This window comes from Streptosporangium sp. NPDC050284 (assembly GCF_044459525.1).
In the GTDB taxonomy this organism is placed as follows: Bacteria; Actinomycetota; Actinomycetes; order Streptosporangiales; family Streptosporangiaceae; genus Streptosporangium.
The window spans coordinates 231,373-248,395 of record NZ_JBITIZ010000015.1; the positions used below are offsets into that span (position 1 = coordinate 231,373).

Annotated in this window: 16 protein-coding genes; 13 read left to right on the forward strand and 3 right to left on the reverse strand. The window is 69.0% G+C overall.

The window, feature by feature from the left end; all coding sequences use genetic code 11:
* The first annotated feature begins 46 nt into the window (after positions 1-46).
* The 12 genes from ACIBH4_RS30930 (at position 47) to ACIBH4_RS30985 (ending at position 12,593) form a co-directional block, all read left to right on the forward strand.
* The gene (locus ACIBH4_RS30930) at positions 47-1,549 is read left to right on the forward strand and encodes an aldehyde dehydrogenase family protein (RefSeq protein WP_362519702.1); all 1,503 of its coding nucleotides are present in this window, start codon (positions 47-49) and stop codon (positions 1,547-1,549) included.
* A 31-nt stretch (positions 1,550-1,580) separates the two neighbouring features.
* Entirely contained in the window at positions 1,581-2,678 is a 1,098-nt protein-coding gene (locus tag ACIBH4_RS30935) for an alcohol dehydrogenase catalytic domain-containing protein (RefSeq protein ID WP_362768456.1), read from the forward strand.
* Between the two features lie 79 nt (positions 2,679-2,757).
* On the forward strand, positions 2,758-3,258 hold the full coding sequence (locus ACIBH4_RS30940) for a VOC family protein (RefSeq protein ID WP_362519696.1): 501 nt from the start codon (positions 2,758-2,760) through the stop codon (positions 3,256-3,258).
* A 54-nt stretch (positions 3,259-3,312) separates the two neighbouring features.
* On the forward strand, positions 3,313-4,461 hold the full coding sequence (locus tag ACIBH4_RS30945; protein WP_362519693.1) for an alpha/beta hydrolase: 1,149 nt from the start codon (positions 3,313-3,315) through the stop codon (positions 4,459-4,461).
* Complete coding sequence (locus ACIBH4_RS30950; RefSeq protein WP_362519689.1) at positions 4,461-5,660, forward strand: FAD-dependent oxidoreductase; 1,200 nt, start codon at positions 4,461-4,463, stop codon at positions 5,658-5,660. Before ACIBH4_RS30945 ends, ACIBH4_RS30950 begins: the two co-directional genes overlap by 1 nt.
* Positions 5,661-5,682: 22 nt before the next feature.
* Positions 5,683-6,855 (forward strand): acyl-CoA dehydrogenase family protein, encoded by a 1,173-nt coding sequence (locus ACIBH4_RS30955; protein WP_362768453.1) that lies wholly within the window; start codon positions 5,683-5,685, stop codon positions 6,853-6,855.
* On the forward strand, positions 6,848-8,533 hold the full coding sequence (locus ACIBH4_RS30960; RefSeq protein ID WP_362768450.1) for an AMP-binding protein: 1,686 nt from the start codon (positions 6,848-6,850) through the stop codon (positions 8,531-8,533). Before ACIBH4_RS30955 ends, ACIBH4_RS30960 begins: the two co-directional genes overlap by 8 nt.
* On the forward strand, positions 8,530-8,967 hold the full coding sequence (locus ACIBH4_RS30965) for a MaoC family dehydratase N-terminal domain-containing protein (protein ID WP_362768447.1): 438 nt from the start codon (positions 8,530-8,532) through the stop codon (positions 8,965-8,967). Before ACIBH4_RS30960 ends, ACIBH4_RS30965 begins: the two co-directional genes overlap by 4 nt.
* Positions 8,964-9,386 carry a MaoC/PaaZ C-terminal domain-containing protein gene (locus ACIBH4_RS30970; protein WP_362519677.1) on the forward strand — a complete coding sequence of 141 codons (423 nt, stop codon included), beginning with the start codon at positions 8,964-8,966 and terminating at the stop codon, positions 9,384-9,386. The genes ACIBH4_RS30965 and ACIBH4_RS30970 overlap by 4 nt, the downstream gene beginning before the upstream one ends.
* Complete coding sequence (locus tag ACIBH4_RS30975) at positions 9,386-10,264, forward strand: amidohydrolase family protein (RefSeq protein WP_362768555.1); 879 nt, start codon at positions 9,386-9,388, stop codon at positions 10,262-10,264. Before ACIBH4_RS30970 ends, ACIBH4_RS30975 begins: the two co-directional genes overlap by 1 nt.
* A 27-nt stretch (positions 10,265-10,291) precedes the next feature.
* The gene (locus ACIBH4_RS30980) at positions 10,292-11,803 is read left to right on the forward strand and encodes an FAD-binding protein (protein WP_362519674.1); all 1,512 of its coding nucleotides are present in this window, start codon (positions 10,292-10,294) and stop codon (positions 11,801-11,803) included.
* Between the two features lie 85 nt (positions 11,804-11,888).
* Complete coding sequence (locus tag ACIBH4_RS30985; RefSeq protein ID WP_362519671.1) at positions 11,889-12,593, forward strand: IclR family transcriptional regulator; 705 nt, start codon at positions 11,889-11,891, stop codon at positions 12,591-12,593.
* 410 nt (positions 12,594-13,003) lie between these two features.
* Here ACIBH4_RS30985 and ACIBH4_RS30990 read toward each other — a convergent pair whose 3' ends face one another.
* Positions 13,004-13,387: a VOC family protein gene (locus ACIBH4_RS30990; RefSeq protein ID WP_362519668.1), complete on the reverse strand. Its 384-nt coding sequence runs from the start codon at positions 13,385-13,387 to the stop codon at positions 13,004-13,006.
* Positions 13,388-14,044: 657 nt separating this feature from the next.
* Between ACIBH4_RS30990 and ACIBH4_RS30995 the strand changes: the two genes are divergently transcribed.
* Positions 14,045-15,502, forward strand: a complete 1,458-nt coding sequence (locus ACIBH4_RS30995) for an RICIN domain-containing protein (RefSeq protein WP_362519665.1) — start codon at positions 14,045-14,047, stop codon at positions 15,500-15,502.
* Positions 15,503-15,760: 258 nt separating this feature from the next.
* Here ACIBH4_RS30995 and ACIBH4_RS31000 read toward each other — a convergent pair whose 3' ends face one another.
* Positions 15,761-16,414 (reverse strand): HNH endonuclease family protein, encoded by a 654-nt coding sequence (locus tag ACIBH4_RS31000; RefSeq protein WP_362768444.1) that lies wholly within the window; start codon positions 16,412-16,414, stop codon positions 15,761-15,763.
* A gap of 92 nt (positions 16,415-16,506) precedes the next feature.
* A partial coding sequence (locus tag ACIBH4_RS31005; RefSeq protein WP_362519659.1) for a CPBP family intramembrane glutamic endopeptidase occupies positions 16,507-17,023 on the reverse strand: 517 nt, incomplete at its 5' end.

Consider the following 17,023-nt stretch of genomic DNA (forward strand, 5'->3'; position numbering starts at 1 on the left):
ACATGCACCTGGGCCACGCCACAGATCCGCCCAAGGAGTCTCCTCGATGAGCACAAACCTGTCCGAGCACCTCGCCGTCGCGGAGTTACCGGCGGCGCACAGCTTCGTCGGGGGGGCTCTGCGCGGTGGCGGCGGGGCGGTCTTCACGACCTGTCATCCGGGCGACGGCTCGCCGATCGCGGAGGTCGAGGCGGCGACGGCCGACTTCGTCGACGAGGCCGTGGCCGGCGCGGTCGCGGCCCAGCCCGCCTGGGCGCGCACCTCCCCGCACGAACGCGCGCGGATCCTGCGCATGGCCGCCGACCTGATCGAGGCGCGGGCCCCGCGACTCGCCCACCTGGTCGCGCTGGACAACGGCAAGACGCTGGCGGAGGCGCGCGGCGACGTCTTCGTGGCGGCGGCCCACCTGCGCGGTGCGGCGGGCTGGGCGTCCGGCCTCGAAGGCATCACCCTGCCGGCGGACGGATCCACGCTGCGGATGACCTTCCGGGAGCCGGTGGGAGTGGTGGCCGCGATCATCCCCTTCAACACCACCCTCATGTTCGCGGCACAGAAGGCCGGCCCGGCCCTGGCGGCGGGCAACGCGATCGTGATCAAGGCGCCCGAGCTCAGCCCGCTCGCGGCGCCGGTGTTCGCCAGGATCCTCACCGCCGCCGGACTCCCCGACGGTCTCGTCCAGGTGGTCCAGGGCGCGGGAGAGGTGGGCCGCCGGCTGGTCGAGCATCCCGGGGTGAGCATGGTGTCGTTCACCGGCAGCACCTCGGTCGGCCGGCAGGTGATGGGCTCGGCGGCGGACGGGGTGAAACGGGTGCTGCTGGAGCTCGGCGGAAAGTCCGCGAACATCGTCTACGCCGACGCGGACCTGGACGCCGCCCTGCACGCCACGGTCGGCGGCATCTTCCGCAACGCCGGTCAGCGATGTTTCTCCGGTTCCCGGCTCCTGGTCGAGGACCCGGTCGCGGACGCGTTCGTCGAACGGGTCGCCGACGTGGCGCGCTCGATCAGGGTCGGCGACCCGTTCGCGCCGGACACCCAGCTGGGCGCGCTGATCTCGGAGGGGGAGGCGGCCAGGGTCCGCGCGATGATCGACACGGCCGTGGACCAGGGCGCACGCGTGCTGGCGGGCGGTGGCCGGCCGCCCGGCGTCCATCCCGACGGCGCGTTCATCGCGCCCACCGTGCTGGAGATCCCCTCGGGACTGCCGCGCGTGCCCGACATCGTGTACGACGAGGTCTTCGGACCGGTCCTCACCGTCCAGCGGTTCAGCGGCGCGGAGCAGGCGATCACGCTCGCCAACGACTCCCCCTTCGGCCTGGTGGGCGGTTGCTGGACCCGTGACCTGGACCGGGCGCTCACGACCGCCAGAGCCGTGCGATCAGGCTATTTCTGGATCAACTCCTACGGGGCGCTGGCGCTGGACGCCCCGATCGGCGGCGTCGGCCTGTCAGGCGTCGGCCGAGAACTCGGCCGGGTGGGGCACGAGGCCTACACGGAGCTCAAGACGGTGATCGTGGACACCGCCCCGGCCGACGCGCCCCGCTGGTACTGACCTTCAGCCACCCCGATCCGAGGAGTGATCCATGCCCGCTCACTACCGAGGCGCCGTCGTCCGAGAGGCGCACGGGCCACTGAACGTCGAGGACATCCCGCTGCGGGAACCGACCGGCGACGAGGTGCTGGTCAGGGTGACCGCCTGCGGGCTGTGCCACAGCGACGTGCACTTCATGCACGGCACGTCGGGGACCGACTTCCCCTACCTGGTCGGCCATGAGGTGGCCGGCGTCGTCGAGGCCCTGGGGCCGGACGCGACGGGCGTCGTGGAGGGCAGCAGCGTCGTCGTCGCGCCGATGGTGGCCTGCGGGACCTGCAAGCACTGCCACGCGGGACGGCCCTCGGCGTGCGCGTCGCGACTGCCCCGCCGGCCGAAGGTCGGTCTCGGTGACGGCGTCGCCGCGACCCCGGTGCTCGGCATCGGCGGCCTGGCCGAACGGGTCGTCGTGCCCGCCCGGCAGGCGATCGCGATCGACCCGAGGGTTCCGCCCCGGATAGCCGCGCTGCTCGGCTGTGGCGTGCCCAGCGGCTTCGGCGCGGCGGTCAACACCGCGGAGACCGGGCCGGCCGACGACGTGGTGGTGATCGGATGCGGTGGCGTGGGGATCGCGGCCGTCGCCGGGGCCGCGTACGCGCGGGCGCGGCGGATCATCGCGATCGACACCAATCCCGGCAAACTCGCCGTCGCCGAGCGGTTCGGCGCCACCCACCTGATCGACGCGTCCCGGGAGGAGCCCGGAGAACGCGTACGCCAACTCACCGACGGCATGGGCGCGGACGTCGTCCTGGACGCGGTCGGCGGGCCCGCCACCTTCGCGACGGCGGACGGCCTGCGGGCCCCCGGCTCACGGCTGGTGATCGTCGGCGCCCCGAAGCGGGGGGACCTGGCCGAGGTGCAGCTGAGACGGCTGTTCCTCACCGGAGGGTCGATCCGGGTCTCGATCTGGGGAGACTGCGTGGCGTCACGGGACCTGCCCCTGCTCGCGGGCCTCTATCTGGACGGCCGATTGCCGCTGGACGAGTACGTCTCGGGAACGTTCGGCCTCGCCGACGCGCAGGAGGGTTACGACCGGTTGCTGGCCGGAGAGGCGCTGCGCGGCGTGGTGATCCCTTCGGACCGCAGTTGACAAGTTGACATGCACGAACAGACAATCAATTCAAATTCCGGACTACTTGTCCGATAATTGACACACTGAGGATCAGATGATGGCGACAGCCGACCTCCGCGCACCGCGCTCGCTCAACCACATCGCCTATCCGACGTGGGACTCCCAGGCGACGCACGACTTCTACACCGAGGTCCTCAAGTGCGAGCTGCTCACCGCGATCCAACTGGACGAGGTGCCTTCCAGCGGAGCCCGCACTCCCTACCTGCACACCTTCTTCGGACTCGGCGACGGCAGTGCCATCGCCTTCTTCGAGGTCGACGACATGCCCAACCCCGGCCCCGACTCGGTGCCCTCCTGGGTGCGGCACATCGCACTCAACGTCGACTCCATGGAGGAGCTCCACGAGTGGAAGGCGCACTTCGCGGCCAAGGGCGTGGAGACGGTGGGCATCGTCGACCATGACGGGGTCTGGGAGTCCCTGTACCTCTTCGACCCGAACGGGGTCCGGATCGAGCTGACACTGCAGACCCGCCCTCTCGACGACGCCGACGCGCGCGCGGGCGCCGAGACGCTGCGGAAGTGGACCGCGCGCGGATAGCGCACGTCCACCGACCCCACCCCCGCCCCATCCGCGCTGATCAGGAGCCGCCTCGTGCTGTCCCGCGAACTACTCCCCATACCGATGACGCCCGGCGGACGCCTGGACATCAACTCCGGTGTCGCCCGGATGAGCGGGAAGATCTGGGCCACCCTCTGGAAAAACGATCTGCGGCCACCGTCGACCGCCGTGCTGATCGTGCATCCGGCGTCCAACTTCATCGGTCACTACGCCCTGGAAGAGCTCGCCCACCGCGGGGTGGCCGCGGTCGGGCTCGCCACCCGCTACGTCGGCAACGACTCCGCGCTCATCATGGAGAACTGCCTCCTGGACATCGGCGCGGCGATCCGGCACCTTCGCGAGCTGGGCTACCAGCGGATCGTCCTGGTCGGAAACTCCGGCGGCGGCGGCCTCGCCGCGCTCTACCAGGCGCAGGCGGAGAACCCGACCATCACCCACACTCCGGCCGGTGACCCCGTCGACCTCGCCGGCGCCGGGCTCATCCCGGCCGACAAGATCGTCATGGCCATGGCGCACCCCGGCCGGGCGGTCGTCTACACCGAAGGGCTCGACCCGGCCGTCACCGACGAGCAACGCCCCTTCGACCGGGACGACTCGCTCGACATGTTCAACCCCGCGAACGGGCCGGCCTACGGCGAGGAGTTCGTCGAGCGCTACCGCCGCGCCCAGATCGACCGCAACCGCAAGATCTCCGGCTGGGTCACCGAACAGCTCGAAGCGCTGCGCGGACACATCCGCGAGTCGGCGGACGGGGAGAAGGTCGCGCCCGACGACCTGCCCTTCGTCGTGCACGGCACGGCGGCCGACCCGCGCTTCCTCGACCTCGCCCTCGACCCCTCCGACCGGCGGACCGGCACCCTGTGGGGCAGCCCCTGGGCGGCCAACTTCCAGCCGGCGTCGCTGGGTCACCTCACCAGCCTGCGGTCCTGGCTGAGCCAGTGGAGCTACGACCACAGCCGGGCCAATGCCTACGTCGCCCTTCCCCAGGTGCAGGCGCCCGTCATGGTCGTGTACGGATCGGCCGACTGCGCCGCCTTCCCCAGCCACGCCCGCACCATGTACGAGGCCGTCGCGCACGACAGGCGCGAGCTGGTCGAGATCAAGGAGGCGGACCACTACTTCCAGGGCCGCCCCGACCTGGCCAGGATCATGTGCGACCACATCGCCGAGTGGAGCAACTGATGGGCATCCTCGACGTGGCCGTGGTCGGCGCCGGCCCGGTCGGGCTCACCGCGGCCCTCGCGCTGGCCAGGCGCGGTGCGTCCGTCACCGTCTTCGAGGAGAGCGACCGGCTCAGCACCGAGTGGCGGGCCTCGACCTTCCACCCGCCGACGATCGAGATCGCCCGTGACCTCGGCGTCGTCACGACGATGCTGGAGGCCGGCATCGTCGCGCGGAAGTACCAGGTGCACGATCGCCGCGACGGGCTGATCGCGGAGTTCGACTTCGGCACACTCGCCGACGAGACCGACTATCCCTTCAGACTGCAGCTCGAACAGTACAAGTACACCCAGATCCTCAAGGACGCGATCAACGAATGTCCCGCTCCGGTCGACCTGCGGCTGGCCACAGGCGTGGCGGACGTGCGTCAGGGCGAGGACGACGCGCTGCTGACCACCGCGTCAGGGGAACAGGTCGCGGCCCGCTGGGTACTCGCCGCCGACGGTGCGCGCAGCACCATCCGCAAGGCGCTCGGCAGCTCGTTCGAAGGGCTCACCTACGAGCATCGCTATCTCGTGCTGAGCATCGACTATCCGGTGGAGACGCTGCTGCCGGGGATCTGTGACGTCAACTACATCGCCGATCCCGTGGAGCACCTGCTGATTCTCCGGGTGCCGGACGTCTGGCGGCTCGTCGTCTCGGTGCCGCCCCACGTCACCGGCGAGGAGGCCGTCTCCGACCGGTACGTCGCCGACCGGCTGCGCGGCGTCTTCGGCGACCACCCCGAGCTGCCGCTGCGCGAACGGAAGGTCTACTCCGTGCACCAGCGGGTCGCCGACACCTTCCGCCGGGGCCGGGTGCTGCTGCTCGGCGACGCGGCGCACGTCAACAGCCCCATGGGCGGCATGGGTCTCAACGGCGGCATCCACGACGCGTTCGACCTGTCCGTCCAGCTCAGCGCGGTGCTCCGCGGCGAGGCCGCCCCGGACGTGCTGGACGCCTGGGCGCACCGCAGGCGCAAGGCCGCGGTCGAGGCGGTGCAGGAGATCACCCACCGCACGACCACCGCGATGGCGGAGCAGGACGAGTCCGAGCGGCGCAGGTTCCAGCTTCAGATGTCGGAGATCGTGGCGGATCCGCTGCGGGCCCACACCTGGATGATGGACGCCGCGATGATCTCCAACGTGCGCGCCCACGACCTGCCGCCTCGGGCCCGATGACCGGCGTACCGAAGGAGATCCGATGGACTTCGAGCTGAGTGACGAACAGCGGGACATCCGCGACACCGTGCGCGCCTTCGTCGCCAAGGAGCTCCTCCCGCTTGAGGAGGACTTCCTCAGGCTGGTGCGCGAGGGTGGCGCGAGGCTGCCCAGGGACGAGGAGCGCCGGCTGCGGGCCAAGGCGCGCGAGTTCGGCTTCTGGGGGCTCAGCACGCCAGAGGAGTACGGCGGGATGGCGCTCCCCGCGGTCACCCAGTCGCTGATCCACATCGAGCTCGCGAAGACCTGCGTGCCCTTCCGCTTCGGCGGGGAGGCCGACAACATCCTGTACGGCGCGGACGCGGCCCAGCAGGAGGAGTACCTGAAGCCGACGATCGAGGGCGAGCGCCTCGGCTGCTTCGCGCTGACCGAGCCGGGCGCGGGATCGGACGCCGGGGCGATCAGCACGTACGCGCGGCGGGACGGCGACGACTGGCTGATCAGCGGCGAGAAGACCTTCATCAGCAACGGCCACGACGCCGACTACGCGATCGTCATCGCGCTGACCGACAGGGACAAGGGCGCCCGCCACGGGGCGACCGCGTTCCTCGTCGACCGGGAGGCGGGCTGGACCTCCTCGCCCATCAGCACGATGGGCAGCTGGCACCAGCCCGCCTCGCTCTCCTTCGACGACGTACGGGTGCCGGCCGGCAAGGTCCTCGGCGAGGTCGGCGGCGGCTTCCAGCTCGCCATGCGCTGGGTCGGCAAAGGACGCTACGTGATCTCCGCGCACTGCGTCGGCATCGCCGAGCGCTGCCTGACGATGGCGGTGGACTACGCCGGCCTGCGCGAGACCTTCGGCCGCAAGATCGGCAGGAACCAGGCGATCCAGTGGATGATCGCCGACTCCGAGACCGAGCTCGAAGCGGCCCGATGGCTCGCCCTCCGGGCCGCCTGGGACGTCGACCGGGGGGCCGACGCCAGACACGCGTCGGCGATGGCGAAGCTCTTCTGCACCGCGATGGTCGGCCGCGTCGTGGATCGGGCGCTGCAGATCCACGGCGGAATGGGCTACACCAAGGAGCTTCCCCTCGAAGGCTGGTATCGCGCCGTCCGGGCGATGCGCATCTTCGAAGGCACCGACGAGGTGCAGCGGCTCATCATCTCGCGCGATCTGCTACGCGGTCACACCCGAATCGGAGGCCACCTTGCCTGATCCCATCCCCACCTCCTCCCCCGCCGACTCCCCCACCGAGCGCAGGATGAGCATCGCCACGGCCCTGCGCGCCGCGGCGGAGGCCGCGGGGGAGCGGCCCGCGATGATCCAGGGCGACCGGTCGATCGGCTACACCGAACTGGAGGCCCGCGCGGCCCGCCTGGCCGGGGTGCTGTCGGAACGCGGGGTCGGCGTCGGCTCGACCGTCGCCATCTCCCTGTACAACTCGTTCGCGTATCTGGAGACCATCCTCGCCGCGTTCAAGCTGGGCGCGCAGCCGGTCAACATCAACTATCGCTATCTCGCCCCAGAGCTGCACTACGTGCTCGACTACACCGACGCGGTCGCCTTCGTCTACGACACCGGTCTGGCCGACCAGGTCCACCGGATGGACGACCTTCCCGGGCTGAACCTGCTTCTGGAGGTCGGATCGGAAGGCGAGCCGCTCGCGCCGGCGCTGCCCTTCGAGTGGGCGGCCGAGCACGGCCCGGTCCACCGGGAGACGGACACCGAATCGCCGCACGGCATCATCCTGCTCACCGGCGGAACGACCGGCCGGCCGAAGGGTGTCGTCTGGGACCGTGACGGGCTGCTGGGCATCATCGCGTCGGTCTTCCGCCAGCACGGTATGGACGCGCCGAAGACACCGGACGACGTGCGGGCGCGGGTACGCGAGCTACACGAGAGGTTCACCGCCCCCGTCGTGCTGCCGATGTCGCCGCTCATCCACGGCACCGGCCTGCTGCAGACGCTGCGCTCCCTGTACGGCGGCGGCACGATCTGCTTCTGCACCTCCAAATCCCTCGACGCGGACGAGGTGTGGCGGACCGTGCAGCAGAACGCGGTCACCGAGATGGTCATCGTCGGCGACGCGTTCGGCCGCCCGCTGGTGGACTCCCTCGCCGCCGCCCAGAGCGCGGGCAAGCCGTACGACATCGGCAGCCTGCGCAAGATGACCAGCTCCGGCGTCGTGTGGAGCGTCGGCATCAAGCGGGAACTGCTGCGGCACGGCGGCGACCTCACCCTGATCGACAACATCTCGGCCTCGGAGGGCGGGCCCTTCGGGATGGCCATGGCACGCTCGGAGGCCGACCTGGTGGACGGGCGGTTCACCCTCGCCCCCGTGGCCCGGGTTCTCGACGAGAACGACCAGGACATCACGCCGGGCACCGGACAGATCGGCATCCTGGCCAGCGCCGGACCGCAGCCGGTCGGGTATCTCAAGGACCCGGAACGGACGGCGAGGGTCTGGCGGGTCATCGACGGCGTCCGCTACTCGGCGCCCGGTGACCTCGCCTCGCTGGACGCCGACGGCAGGCTGATCCTGCTCGGCCGGGGCGACGGCGTGATCAACACCGGCGGCGAGAAGGTCTTCCCCGAGGAGGTCGAAGAGGTGCTGCTCACCCACCCGAAGATCACCGACGCCGTCGTCGTCGGCGTTCCCGATCCCCGCTGGGGCCAGATCGTGACCGCCGTCGTCGCCCCGGCGAGCGCGCTCGGCGACATCGAGGACGAGACACTGAGCCGGCACGTGGCCGAGCGGCTCGCCGGTTACAAGCGCCCGCGCCGGATCGTCAGGGTGGACTCGCTCCCCAGGAGTCCGGCCGGAAAGATCAACCGCGCGTCGGCCCGTGACGTGGCGACCCGCCACCTGCAAGCAGAGGAGACAGCGTCGTGACCGGCATACCGTTCCCGATCGAACAGGGCCATGTGCGGGCCTTCGCCCGCGCCCTGGGTGAGGACGCCGATGTGGTCCCGCCCACCTTCCCGATCGCCTTCGCCCAGTTCGACCCGGACTGGGGGCTGCGGATGCGCCCCGACCGGCCCTGGAACGGCTCCGGGTCCGGGCCTGGCGTGTCATCCGGCGGAGGCGGCGGCCTGCACGCCGAGCAGGAGTTCGAGTACTTCCGCCCGCTCCGGATCGGCGAGACGCTGACGGCCCGCAAGCGGGAGGGAAGGACATGGCAGAAGACCGGCGGGAAGGGCGTGCTCAACTTCGCCGAGCGGCACGTCGACTTCTTCGACACCGAGGAAGAACTGGTCGCCCGCTCGACCACGGTCTCCGTTACGGTCACCCCCAAGAGCGACGACACCCCGAAGGCGGGCCGATGACCGTGACCACCGACCAGGAAGTGCGCCAGGTCGTCGTGACGGACCTCAAGCGGACACAGATCGTGATGTACGCCGGCGCCGGCGGCGACTTCAATCCGCTGCACACCGACGAGCCGTTCGCCACCCAGATCGCCGGCAACCCGACCGTCATGGCGCACGGGATGCTCACCATGGGTCTGGCCGGCCGCGTGCTGACCGACTGGTTCGGGCACGAGAACATCCGGCGCTACCGGGCCCGGTTCAAGGCGCCCGTCTGGCCCGGCGACACGATCACCGCGACGGCGACCGTGACCTCGGTGGACACGGTCGACGGGCAGCGACGCGCCGAGCTCACCGTCTCGGCGGTGAACGCGGCGGGCGTGGAAGTGCTGTCCGGCACCGCCACCGCGATCGTCACCGACGAAGGTGAGGCGACGTGATGGACATCGCCGCGCTCGACGCGATCGACGTGCACACCCACGTGCAGCTCTCCGTCCACGAGGCGCCGAAGCCGGGAAACGACAACTTCGCGGCGATGGCCGACTACTTCAAGGCCGGCGCGGTCAAGAGGTTCACCGTCCCCATGATCGCCGAGTACTACCGCGAGCGGAACATGGCGGCGATCGTCTTCGGCGTCGACTCGATGTACGTCAGCGGCCGGGAGCAGACGCCCACCAACGAGGAGATCGCGGAGGAGGCGGCACTGCACGGCGACGTGCTCATCCCGTTCGCGAGCGTCGATCCGCATCGGGGCGCGGCGGGCGTGCGGGCGGCCCGGCGGCTGATCGAGGAGTACGGCGTCCGCGGATTCAAGTTCCATCCCACCACTCAGGGCTTCTTCCCGAACGACCGGATGGCCTACCCGCTCTACGAGGTCATCGCCGAGCACCGGCTCACCGCGCTGTTCCACACCGGCCAGACCGGCGCCGGTGCGGGCACCCCGGGCGGCGGCGGGCTGCGGCTGAAGTACTCCAACCCGATGCACGTCGACGATGTGGCCGCCGACTTCCCCGACCTGCAGATCATCCTCGCGCACCCGTCGTTCCCCTGGCAGGACGAGGCGCTCTCGGTCGCCATGCACAAGCCGAAGGTGTACATCGACCTGTCCGGGTGGTCGCCGAAATACTTCCCGCCCCAGTTGGTGCAGTACGCGAACACACTGCTCAAGGACAAGGTGCTCTTCGGATCGGACTTCCCGATGATCACTCCGGAGCGCTGGCTGGCCGACTTCGCCAAGATCGACATCCGGGACGAGATCCGCCCGAAGATCCTCAAGGAGAACGCGGCCAAGCTGTTCGGACTCACCGGACAGTCGTGATGACAGCCCTCGGCCAAGGAGGTCGCGATGCACCACACCGGTTCCTTTGATCGGACCGTCGACGTCGTCGTACTCGGTCTGGGCGACGCCGGCGCGGTCGCCGCGGTGACCGCTCACGACGAGGGCGCGGAAGTACTCGTCATCGAGAAGCAGCCGGCCGACGATCACCGGCCCAACAGCCGCTACGCCGCCGGCTTCTTCCTCGTGCCCGAGGACGTCGACGGCGCGGTGGAGTATCTGTCCGCGCTGTACGCGGTCAACGGCGAGCTGGCCATGATCGATCCCGATCTGATCCGCACCTGGGCGGAGGAGACGGCGGCCACCCCGGCCTGGCTCGACCGGCACGGCGGCAAGTACCAGAAGCTGAACATCCGCGGCGAGCACCCCTCCCTGCCCGGCCACGAGTCGATCCGCGTCTACAAGGCGCAGCCCACGAGCGGGCCCGACGGCTACACCGGCTGCCCGATGCACGGCTTCCTGCGGAGCCTGGTCACCGAGCGTGGAATCGAGGTCCGGTACGCGACGGCGGCCAAGTGGCTGCTCACCGACGCGCGAGGCGCGGTCGTCGGGGTGGAGACCGACGGCGCCGACGGGGTCCAGCGGATCGGCGTACGCCGCGGCGTCGTGCTGGCGGTCGGCGGCTACGAGGCCAGTGAACGGCTCAAAACGCACTACCTGCCGGTCACTCCGGTGCATTTCTACGGCACCGAGCACAACACCGGAGACGGCATCACCATGGCGACGGAAATCGGCGCCGAACTGTGGCACATGAATGTTTGGCCAGGGCATTTCGTAGCGAGATTCCCCGGCGACGGATACACCGGCGGAACGGCCGTCGATCTGTGGGGATCAGGCCGGTTCGGGCCGGCCGAAGGCGAGCCGGCACCGGGTTCGATCTTCGTCGACGGGTCGGGCCGGCGATTCATCCGCGAACCGGGAAAGCAGCACGCCGCCCATCTGGCGCTTTTGGCGATGGACGCCGATCAGCTCACTTACCCGAGGATTCCGACGTGGTGGATATTCGATCAAGCCCGTTTCGAGCGGGCGACGCTGGTCCCGACCTACTCGGGCCCCGCGGGACCGGTGCGAGACTACGCCTGGAGTGAGGACAACGAGGCGGAACTGCGGCGTGGCTGGATACATTCGGCCAGGTCAATACCGGATCTGGCCCGATCCTGCGGACTTGATCCGGCCGTGCTGGAGCAGACGGTCTCCCGCTACAACCAGCACTGCGCGGCGGGCGTCGACGCCGACTTCGGCCGCGACCCCGTCACGCTGGCCCCCATCGGCGGCGACCGCTATTTCGCGGTTCAGCTATGGCCGGGTGGCTCGCATACGGTCGGCGGTCCGCGACGCGACGCGAAAGCACGCGTGGCCGCGATTCGCGGAGGTTCGATAGACAATCTCTACTCCGCCGGTGAGCTAGGATCATTACACGGCCTGCTTTATCCGACAGGTGGCGGTAGCATCGCCGAATGTCTCGCGTTCGGCCGGATCGCCGGGCGTAATGCCGCAGCCGATCGGACTGTCAGAAGTTGACTCTCATGCGACAAGTTACATCAGGTTTGTTCAATATAGATACAGTGCGCATTAGGAATGCTAACAGCGGTGGGGGTGGCTTGGCGTGAACGCTGATGATCGCGCCGGAGACGGCGCCAATCAGGGCAACGGATCCCAGACCTTGGATCGCGGCCTGAGACTGTTGGAGTTGCTCGCCGTAGAAGACCGCGACATGACCGTCGCGGAGCTGGCCACGGCGCTGGGCATGCACCGGCAGGCGGTCTATCGGCTGCTCACCACGCTCCGCAATCACCGCCTCGCCGCCGAGGGCAGTTCGGGGCGCTACCGGCTCGGGCTGGGCGTGATCCAGCTCGCCCGGCAGGCCAACCCGCAGCTCCAGCGCGCGGTCATCCCCTACCTGCGCACGCTGGCCGAAGAGCTCGGCGTCACCACGCAGTGCGTCATGTCGGAGGGGGCCGATGCCGTGGTGCTGGCGGTCGTCGAGCCGTCCGACGCGATCTTCCACCTGTCCCAGCGCAGCGGTGCCCGGCATCCGCTCGACCAGGGGGCGAGCGGCCTCGCCATCATGCTCGCCCGGCCGCCCAGGGCCGACGACCCGGCCGCGGTCGTCGAGGCACGAAAGTGCGGATACGCGGTCTCGCGCGGAAACCTGACACCGGGCGCGGTCGGCATCGCCGTGCCGCTCTACGACGGTGAGGGGCGCTCACTCGAGGCGAGCCTCGGCATCGTGTCGATGGTCGACCTGGACATCGAGCACACCGCCAAACGCCTCCTCGCCACCGCGAAGGAGATCACCACCCGGGAGTGACGAAGCACCTGCCGGGTTTCCGATCCGCCCAGGGCGTCAAGGGCTCCCGCGACCGAGCGGTGTGCCCACGCCGCCCACCGGTTCGCTCATGACGACGCGTCTTCACTCACGACGACGCGTCTTCACTCACGACGACGCGTCTTCACTCACGACGACGCGTCTTCGCTCATGGCGACGCATCGCGAAGCAGGTGTCCCCTAACCGTCGAGGAATCCGTCGATCGCCTCGGCGAAGGTCTCCGGGGCGGTGACCCAGGGGTAGTGGGCTCCGGGCAGCACGATGCCGGTCCCGCGCGGGAAGATCCCGGCCGCCTTCTCCCACGAGACGGTCGACCGGACGGCCGACCCCGAGAGGCTGATCGCGGTACGGGATTCATGCTGTCGCCGGTCGTCCCGGCACCCGAAGAAAGGTCAGGACGCGGTGGCGGCACGCTCGGCGGCACTGCGCTCGACGCAGAACTCGTTGCCCTCGACGTCGGCGAGGGTGACCCAGCCGGAGCCGTCGGGACGGCGGCGGTCGGCGACCAGAGTGGCACCGAGGGAGAGCAGACGCTCGACTTCCTCTTCGCGAGTGCGGTCTGTGGGCTGGATGTCGAAGTGGATCCGGTTCTTGACCGTCTTGCCCTCGGGGACGGCGATGAACAGGATCGAGATGCCCTCCGCCTCGACCAGTGCCTCGGGGTCACCAGGGTGATCGTCTTCGCTGATCTTGGTGTTCAGCACCTCGGCCCAGAAGGTCCCGAGCCGGTAGGTGTCCGCGCAGTCGATGCTCACGTGGTGCACAAGAGAAGCCATGGCCGACAGTATGCCTGTCCCACTTCGTGAGCAGGCTCCGGTGATCTTGAGGCTGTAACGGCCGCTCGGGCGCCTCGCCGGACTCCGTGGCGCGTTTCCAGGTAGTGGTGTCCGAGCTTCGCCGGTCGTGCGGTGGCCGTCCGGACGACGAAGGCCTCCTCGTCGTGAGTGGCCATGGAGATTCCGGCTGCCAAGCACCGAAGAGGGCTGAACAGGCGATATAGCCACCTCCGGTCCGGAGACCGGCATCGCCACCGCCGCAGAATGCCGACTGCATGGGGATGAATTTCTGGTAGCGAGATATTGACATCCCGCCTTGCGAACCCTGACACTTTGCGGAAATGCAATAGAAACATGAATGCGACCCGATCGTCGGGCCTTCATCGAGAACCGATCGCCCCATCGCCAAGCCCACAGGGACGAGATGCACGCAGAAATGTTATCGCTAACAATTCTCCGTGCGTCCGTCGATGCGCCCCCCTTCCCCCTCAGGCCCAGCCGTGAGCGCGCAGCTGTGATGTCGCCCCTCGCCGTCTCCTTACTGATTCCCGGGAAGGGCACCCGCGGCGTCCCTCCCTCCCCAGTGATTGGACATTTATGGCACTGATCATGGCGTCTGATGGTTACTCATCAGGACCGTCGCGGCGCACTCGGTCGTTGCGCCGACTACTGATCGCCCTTGTGGTGGCCGCGCTCACCGCAGCGACAGGCCTCGTCGTCTCCGCGCCGCCGGCCAATGCCGAGACCAGCCAGTTCCGAGGCATGAACTGGGCCGTGCTGGGTGACAACTTCAGCACCGGCACGCTCGTCGTGCAGGGACTGAGCCAGTCCGACAGCAACGCGACGGTTCGCGCCAAGGCCAACTCGCTCTACGACCACATGGAATACATCATGGGCATCAACACCATCCGGTTGCCCATCAACACTCACACCGTGGCCAACACGACCTGGTGGAACTCCTACCGCGGCGCCATCGACGCCGCCGCCGAGCGTGGATTCAAGGTCATCCTGGCCTACTGGGAGGACGGCGCCGCCTCCAACGGCAGGATCACGAATCTCACCGCCTGGAACACGATGTGGTCCAGCGTGATCAACACGTACGGCTCGAACAGCAACGTCTACTTCGAGCCGATGAACGAGCCGCACGGCTACTCGTCGGCGGAGTGGCGCAACGTCGCGGCGAACTGGCTCGGCTATCACACCTCGGCGGTGCCCGGCCGGGTGCTCATCGGCGGCACCGGCTTCAGCCAGGACCTGCGGGACATCTGCAACGACAGCCGCTTCAACTCGACGCTGCTGTCCTTCCACTACTACGCCTTCTTCTACGGCCCGATGACCTACGACGGCTTCCGGAGCCACATTCAGACGCGTCTGGGCAACTGCGCCCACCGCGCGGTCGCGACCGAGTTCGGCGCGCCGATGTCCACCGGCCTCAACTACAGCGACCCGACCAGCACCGACAACTTCGTGCGCTACCTCCGCGCCATGGCCCAGGTCATGCGGGACAACCAGATGGGCGGCACCTACTGGCCCGCCCTCGGCGGCAAGCCGGGCAACATCGGCTACGACTGGTACTCGATGTACGCCCTGAGCGGCAGCGGCACCAACCTCAGCGTGACCGTCCGCAACGGCCACGGCGCCAACCGGGTCCGGTACGCCTGGGGCGACGCCGTCGGCGACGTCACCCCTCCGCCGACGGTGACCTACAGGATCAACGCGCGCCACAGCGGCAAGGCCATGGACGTCCAAGGAGCGAGCACCAACGACAGTGCGCGCGTCGGCCAGTACACCTACAACGGCAACGCGTGGCAGCAGTGGCAGTTCCAGGACGTCGGCAGCGGCTACTGGCGCATCGTCAGCCGCCACAGCGGAAAGTGTCTTGACGTGGTGGGCGCCTCGACCGCCGACGGCGCCGAGCTCGTCCAGTACACCTGCGGCCTCGGCAGCAACCAGCACTTCCAGATGGTCAGCAACGGCAGCTACTTCCAGCTCCGGGCACGACACAGCAACAAATGCGTGGACGTACCGGCCGCGTCGACCGCGGACGGCGTGATCCTCAAGCAGTATCCGTGCAACAGCGGCACCAACCAGCAGTGGTCGCGCACGGCCGTCTGACGATCGTCTCGACGTGACCGACCGCGGATCCGCGGTGCAGACCTGCGGATCCGCGGCACAAACCCTCACCCCCGGTGCCGATCTCGTGCCGTGTGCTCGGCGCCGGGGGACCGGTACCAACCGGTGAGCCGCTTCCAGCTCGTCGACGACCGTAGGGACGCCTTCGGCGTAAAGCTCAAAGCGGCTGTGCCGAACCCTGAAGATGTCCCGCCCGAGATTCCACCGGTGGATCAAGGCCGGCCTCGGCAAACGTCGGCCTCAGCAGGTACGGAGCATGTTGAGCAGGGCCACCTTCTCCTTGCGGGTCACGAAGAGCCGGTAGTGGCGCTTCACCGTGATCCACGAGGTCGCGTACTGACACCAGTGGGCGCGACGTTGCGGGCGCCAGCTCTGCGGGCCTTTGCCGCCTTTGGCGATGTTGGCGGAGTGGCTGACGGTGAGCAGTTCGGGGCGGACCAGGTCGTTGGCGAACGCGCGCCGCTTGGCCGGGCTCCATCGTTTGGCACCCGAACGCCAGGCATAGGCGAGCGGTACCAGGTGGTCGACGTCCACGTACTTCTCGCTCTTCAGCCACTTGCCGTCGTACGGGCTGTACCAACGCCCCTTCACCGGGTGGCAGGCCGCGTTGCGGCGTACGTTCCGCCCGTCGCGGGCCAGGACCATCTCCCGCGTGTTGCACCTGCCCTTGCGGTGCGCCGATCGGGAGTGGAACCGCTCGCGGCTGTAGCCCCGGATGGACAGGGGCCTGGCGACCTTGAGCTGAGCCAGCATGCGCCGGGCGAGGGCCGCGGACTCCACCTGTGATCGCTTACGCGGTTCGGCCGCCGCCTGCGGGGTGGTGAGGACGGCGGTGATCGGGACGAGCACGAAGGTGAGTACGGCGGTGCGCGCTGCACGTCTCAGGAAGATCATGGCTTTACCTATACCCGACGACCTCCCCGACCCGGCAATCGGCAGGAGTGGCCGGGCCTGGTCGGGGCGGCTGACGTATTGCGACACGTCGTTCAGTTCTGATGTGCGACCTCCGGCGTGAGTTCCTCCTCCGGACGGTAGCCAAGGCGGCCGCGAGTCGCGACGAGTACCACGATCGCTGCCACGGTGCCCGCGAGCAGGGTGACCCGGGAGGCGTCCACGGCGCTGTCGATCGACGGGAACATCTCCGAGTAGGCGATCGACATGAAGTTGTTGACCCCGACGTGCAGCAGCATGATCAGCGGCAGGCTCTGGCCGGTCCGGTTGAACACCCAGGTGACGACCACGCCGAAGACGCAGCAGAAGACGAAGAACTCGCCGACCCTCATCCAGGTGACGTCCGGCCACCCGCCCCACTCGCTCATGAAGAGCGGCAGGTGCCAGAGAGCCCACAGCGGGCCGAGGATGAAAGTGCCGCCCAGCGGGCCGAACCTGCGCTGCAGGCGGGGCAGGGCGAAGTCACGCCAGCCCGGCTCCTCGGCCAGACCCGTGGTGACCATCTGGATCAGCAGACCCGGCAGGTAGGCCACCAGCACGACGACGGGCGGC

Bases quoted from the DNA above. Each gene is read 5' to 3' on its own strand.
- ACIBH4_RS30930 (WP_362519702.1), top strand. From the start codon at position 47: ATGAGCACAAACCTGTCCGAGCACCTCGCCGTCGCGGAGTTACCGGCG.
- ACIBH4_RS30935 (WP_362768456.1), top strand. From the start codon at position 1,581: ATGCCCGCTCACTACCGAGGCGCCGTCGTCCGAGAGGCGCACGGGCCA.
- ACIBH4_RS30940 (WP_362519696.1), top strand. From the start codon at position 2,758: ATGGCGACAGCCGACCTCCGCGCACCGCGCTCGCTCAACCACATCGCC.
- ACIBH4_RS30950 (WP_362519689.1), top strand. From the start codon at position 4,461: ATGGGCATCCTCGACGTGGCCGTGGTCGGCGCCGGCCCGGTCGGGCTC.
- ACIBH4_RS30955 (WP_362768453.1), top strand. From the start codon at position 5,683: ATGGACTTCGAGCTGAGTGACGAACAGCGGGACATCCGCGACACCGTG.
- ACIBH4_RS30970 (WP_362519677.1), top strand. From the start codon at position 8,964: ATGACCGTGACCACCGACCAGGAAGTGCGCCAGGTCGTCGTGACGGAC.
- ACIBH4_RS30975 (WP_362768555.1), top strand. From the start codon at position 9,386: ATGGACATCGCCGCGCTCGACGCGATCGACGTGCACACCCACGTGCAG.
- ACIBH4_RS30980 (WP_362519674.1), top strand. From the start codon at position 10,292: ATGCACCACACCGGTTCCTTTGATCGGACCGTCGACGTCGTCGTACTC.
- ACIBH4_RS30990 (WP_362519668.1), bottom strand. From the start codon at position 13,387: ATGGCTTCTCTTGTGCACCACGTGAGCATCGACTGCGCGGACACCTAC.
- ACIBH4_RS31000 (WP_362768444.1), bottom strand. From the start codon at position 16,414: ATGATCTTCCTGAGACGTGCAGCGCGCACCGCCGTACTCACCTTCGTG.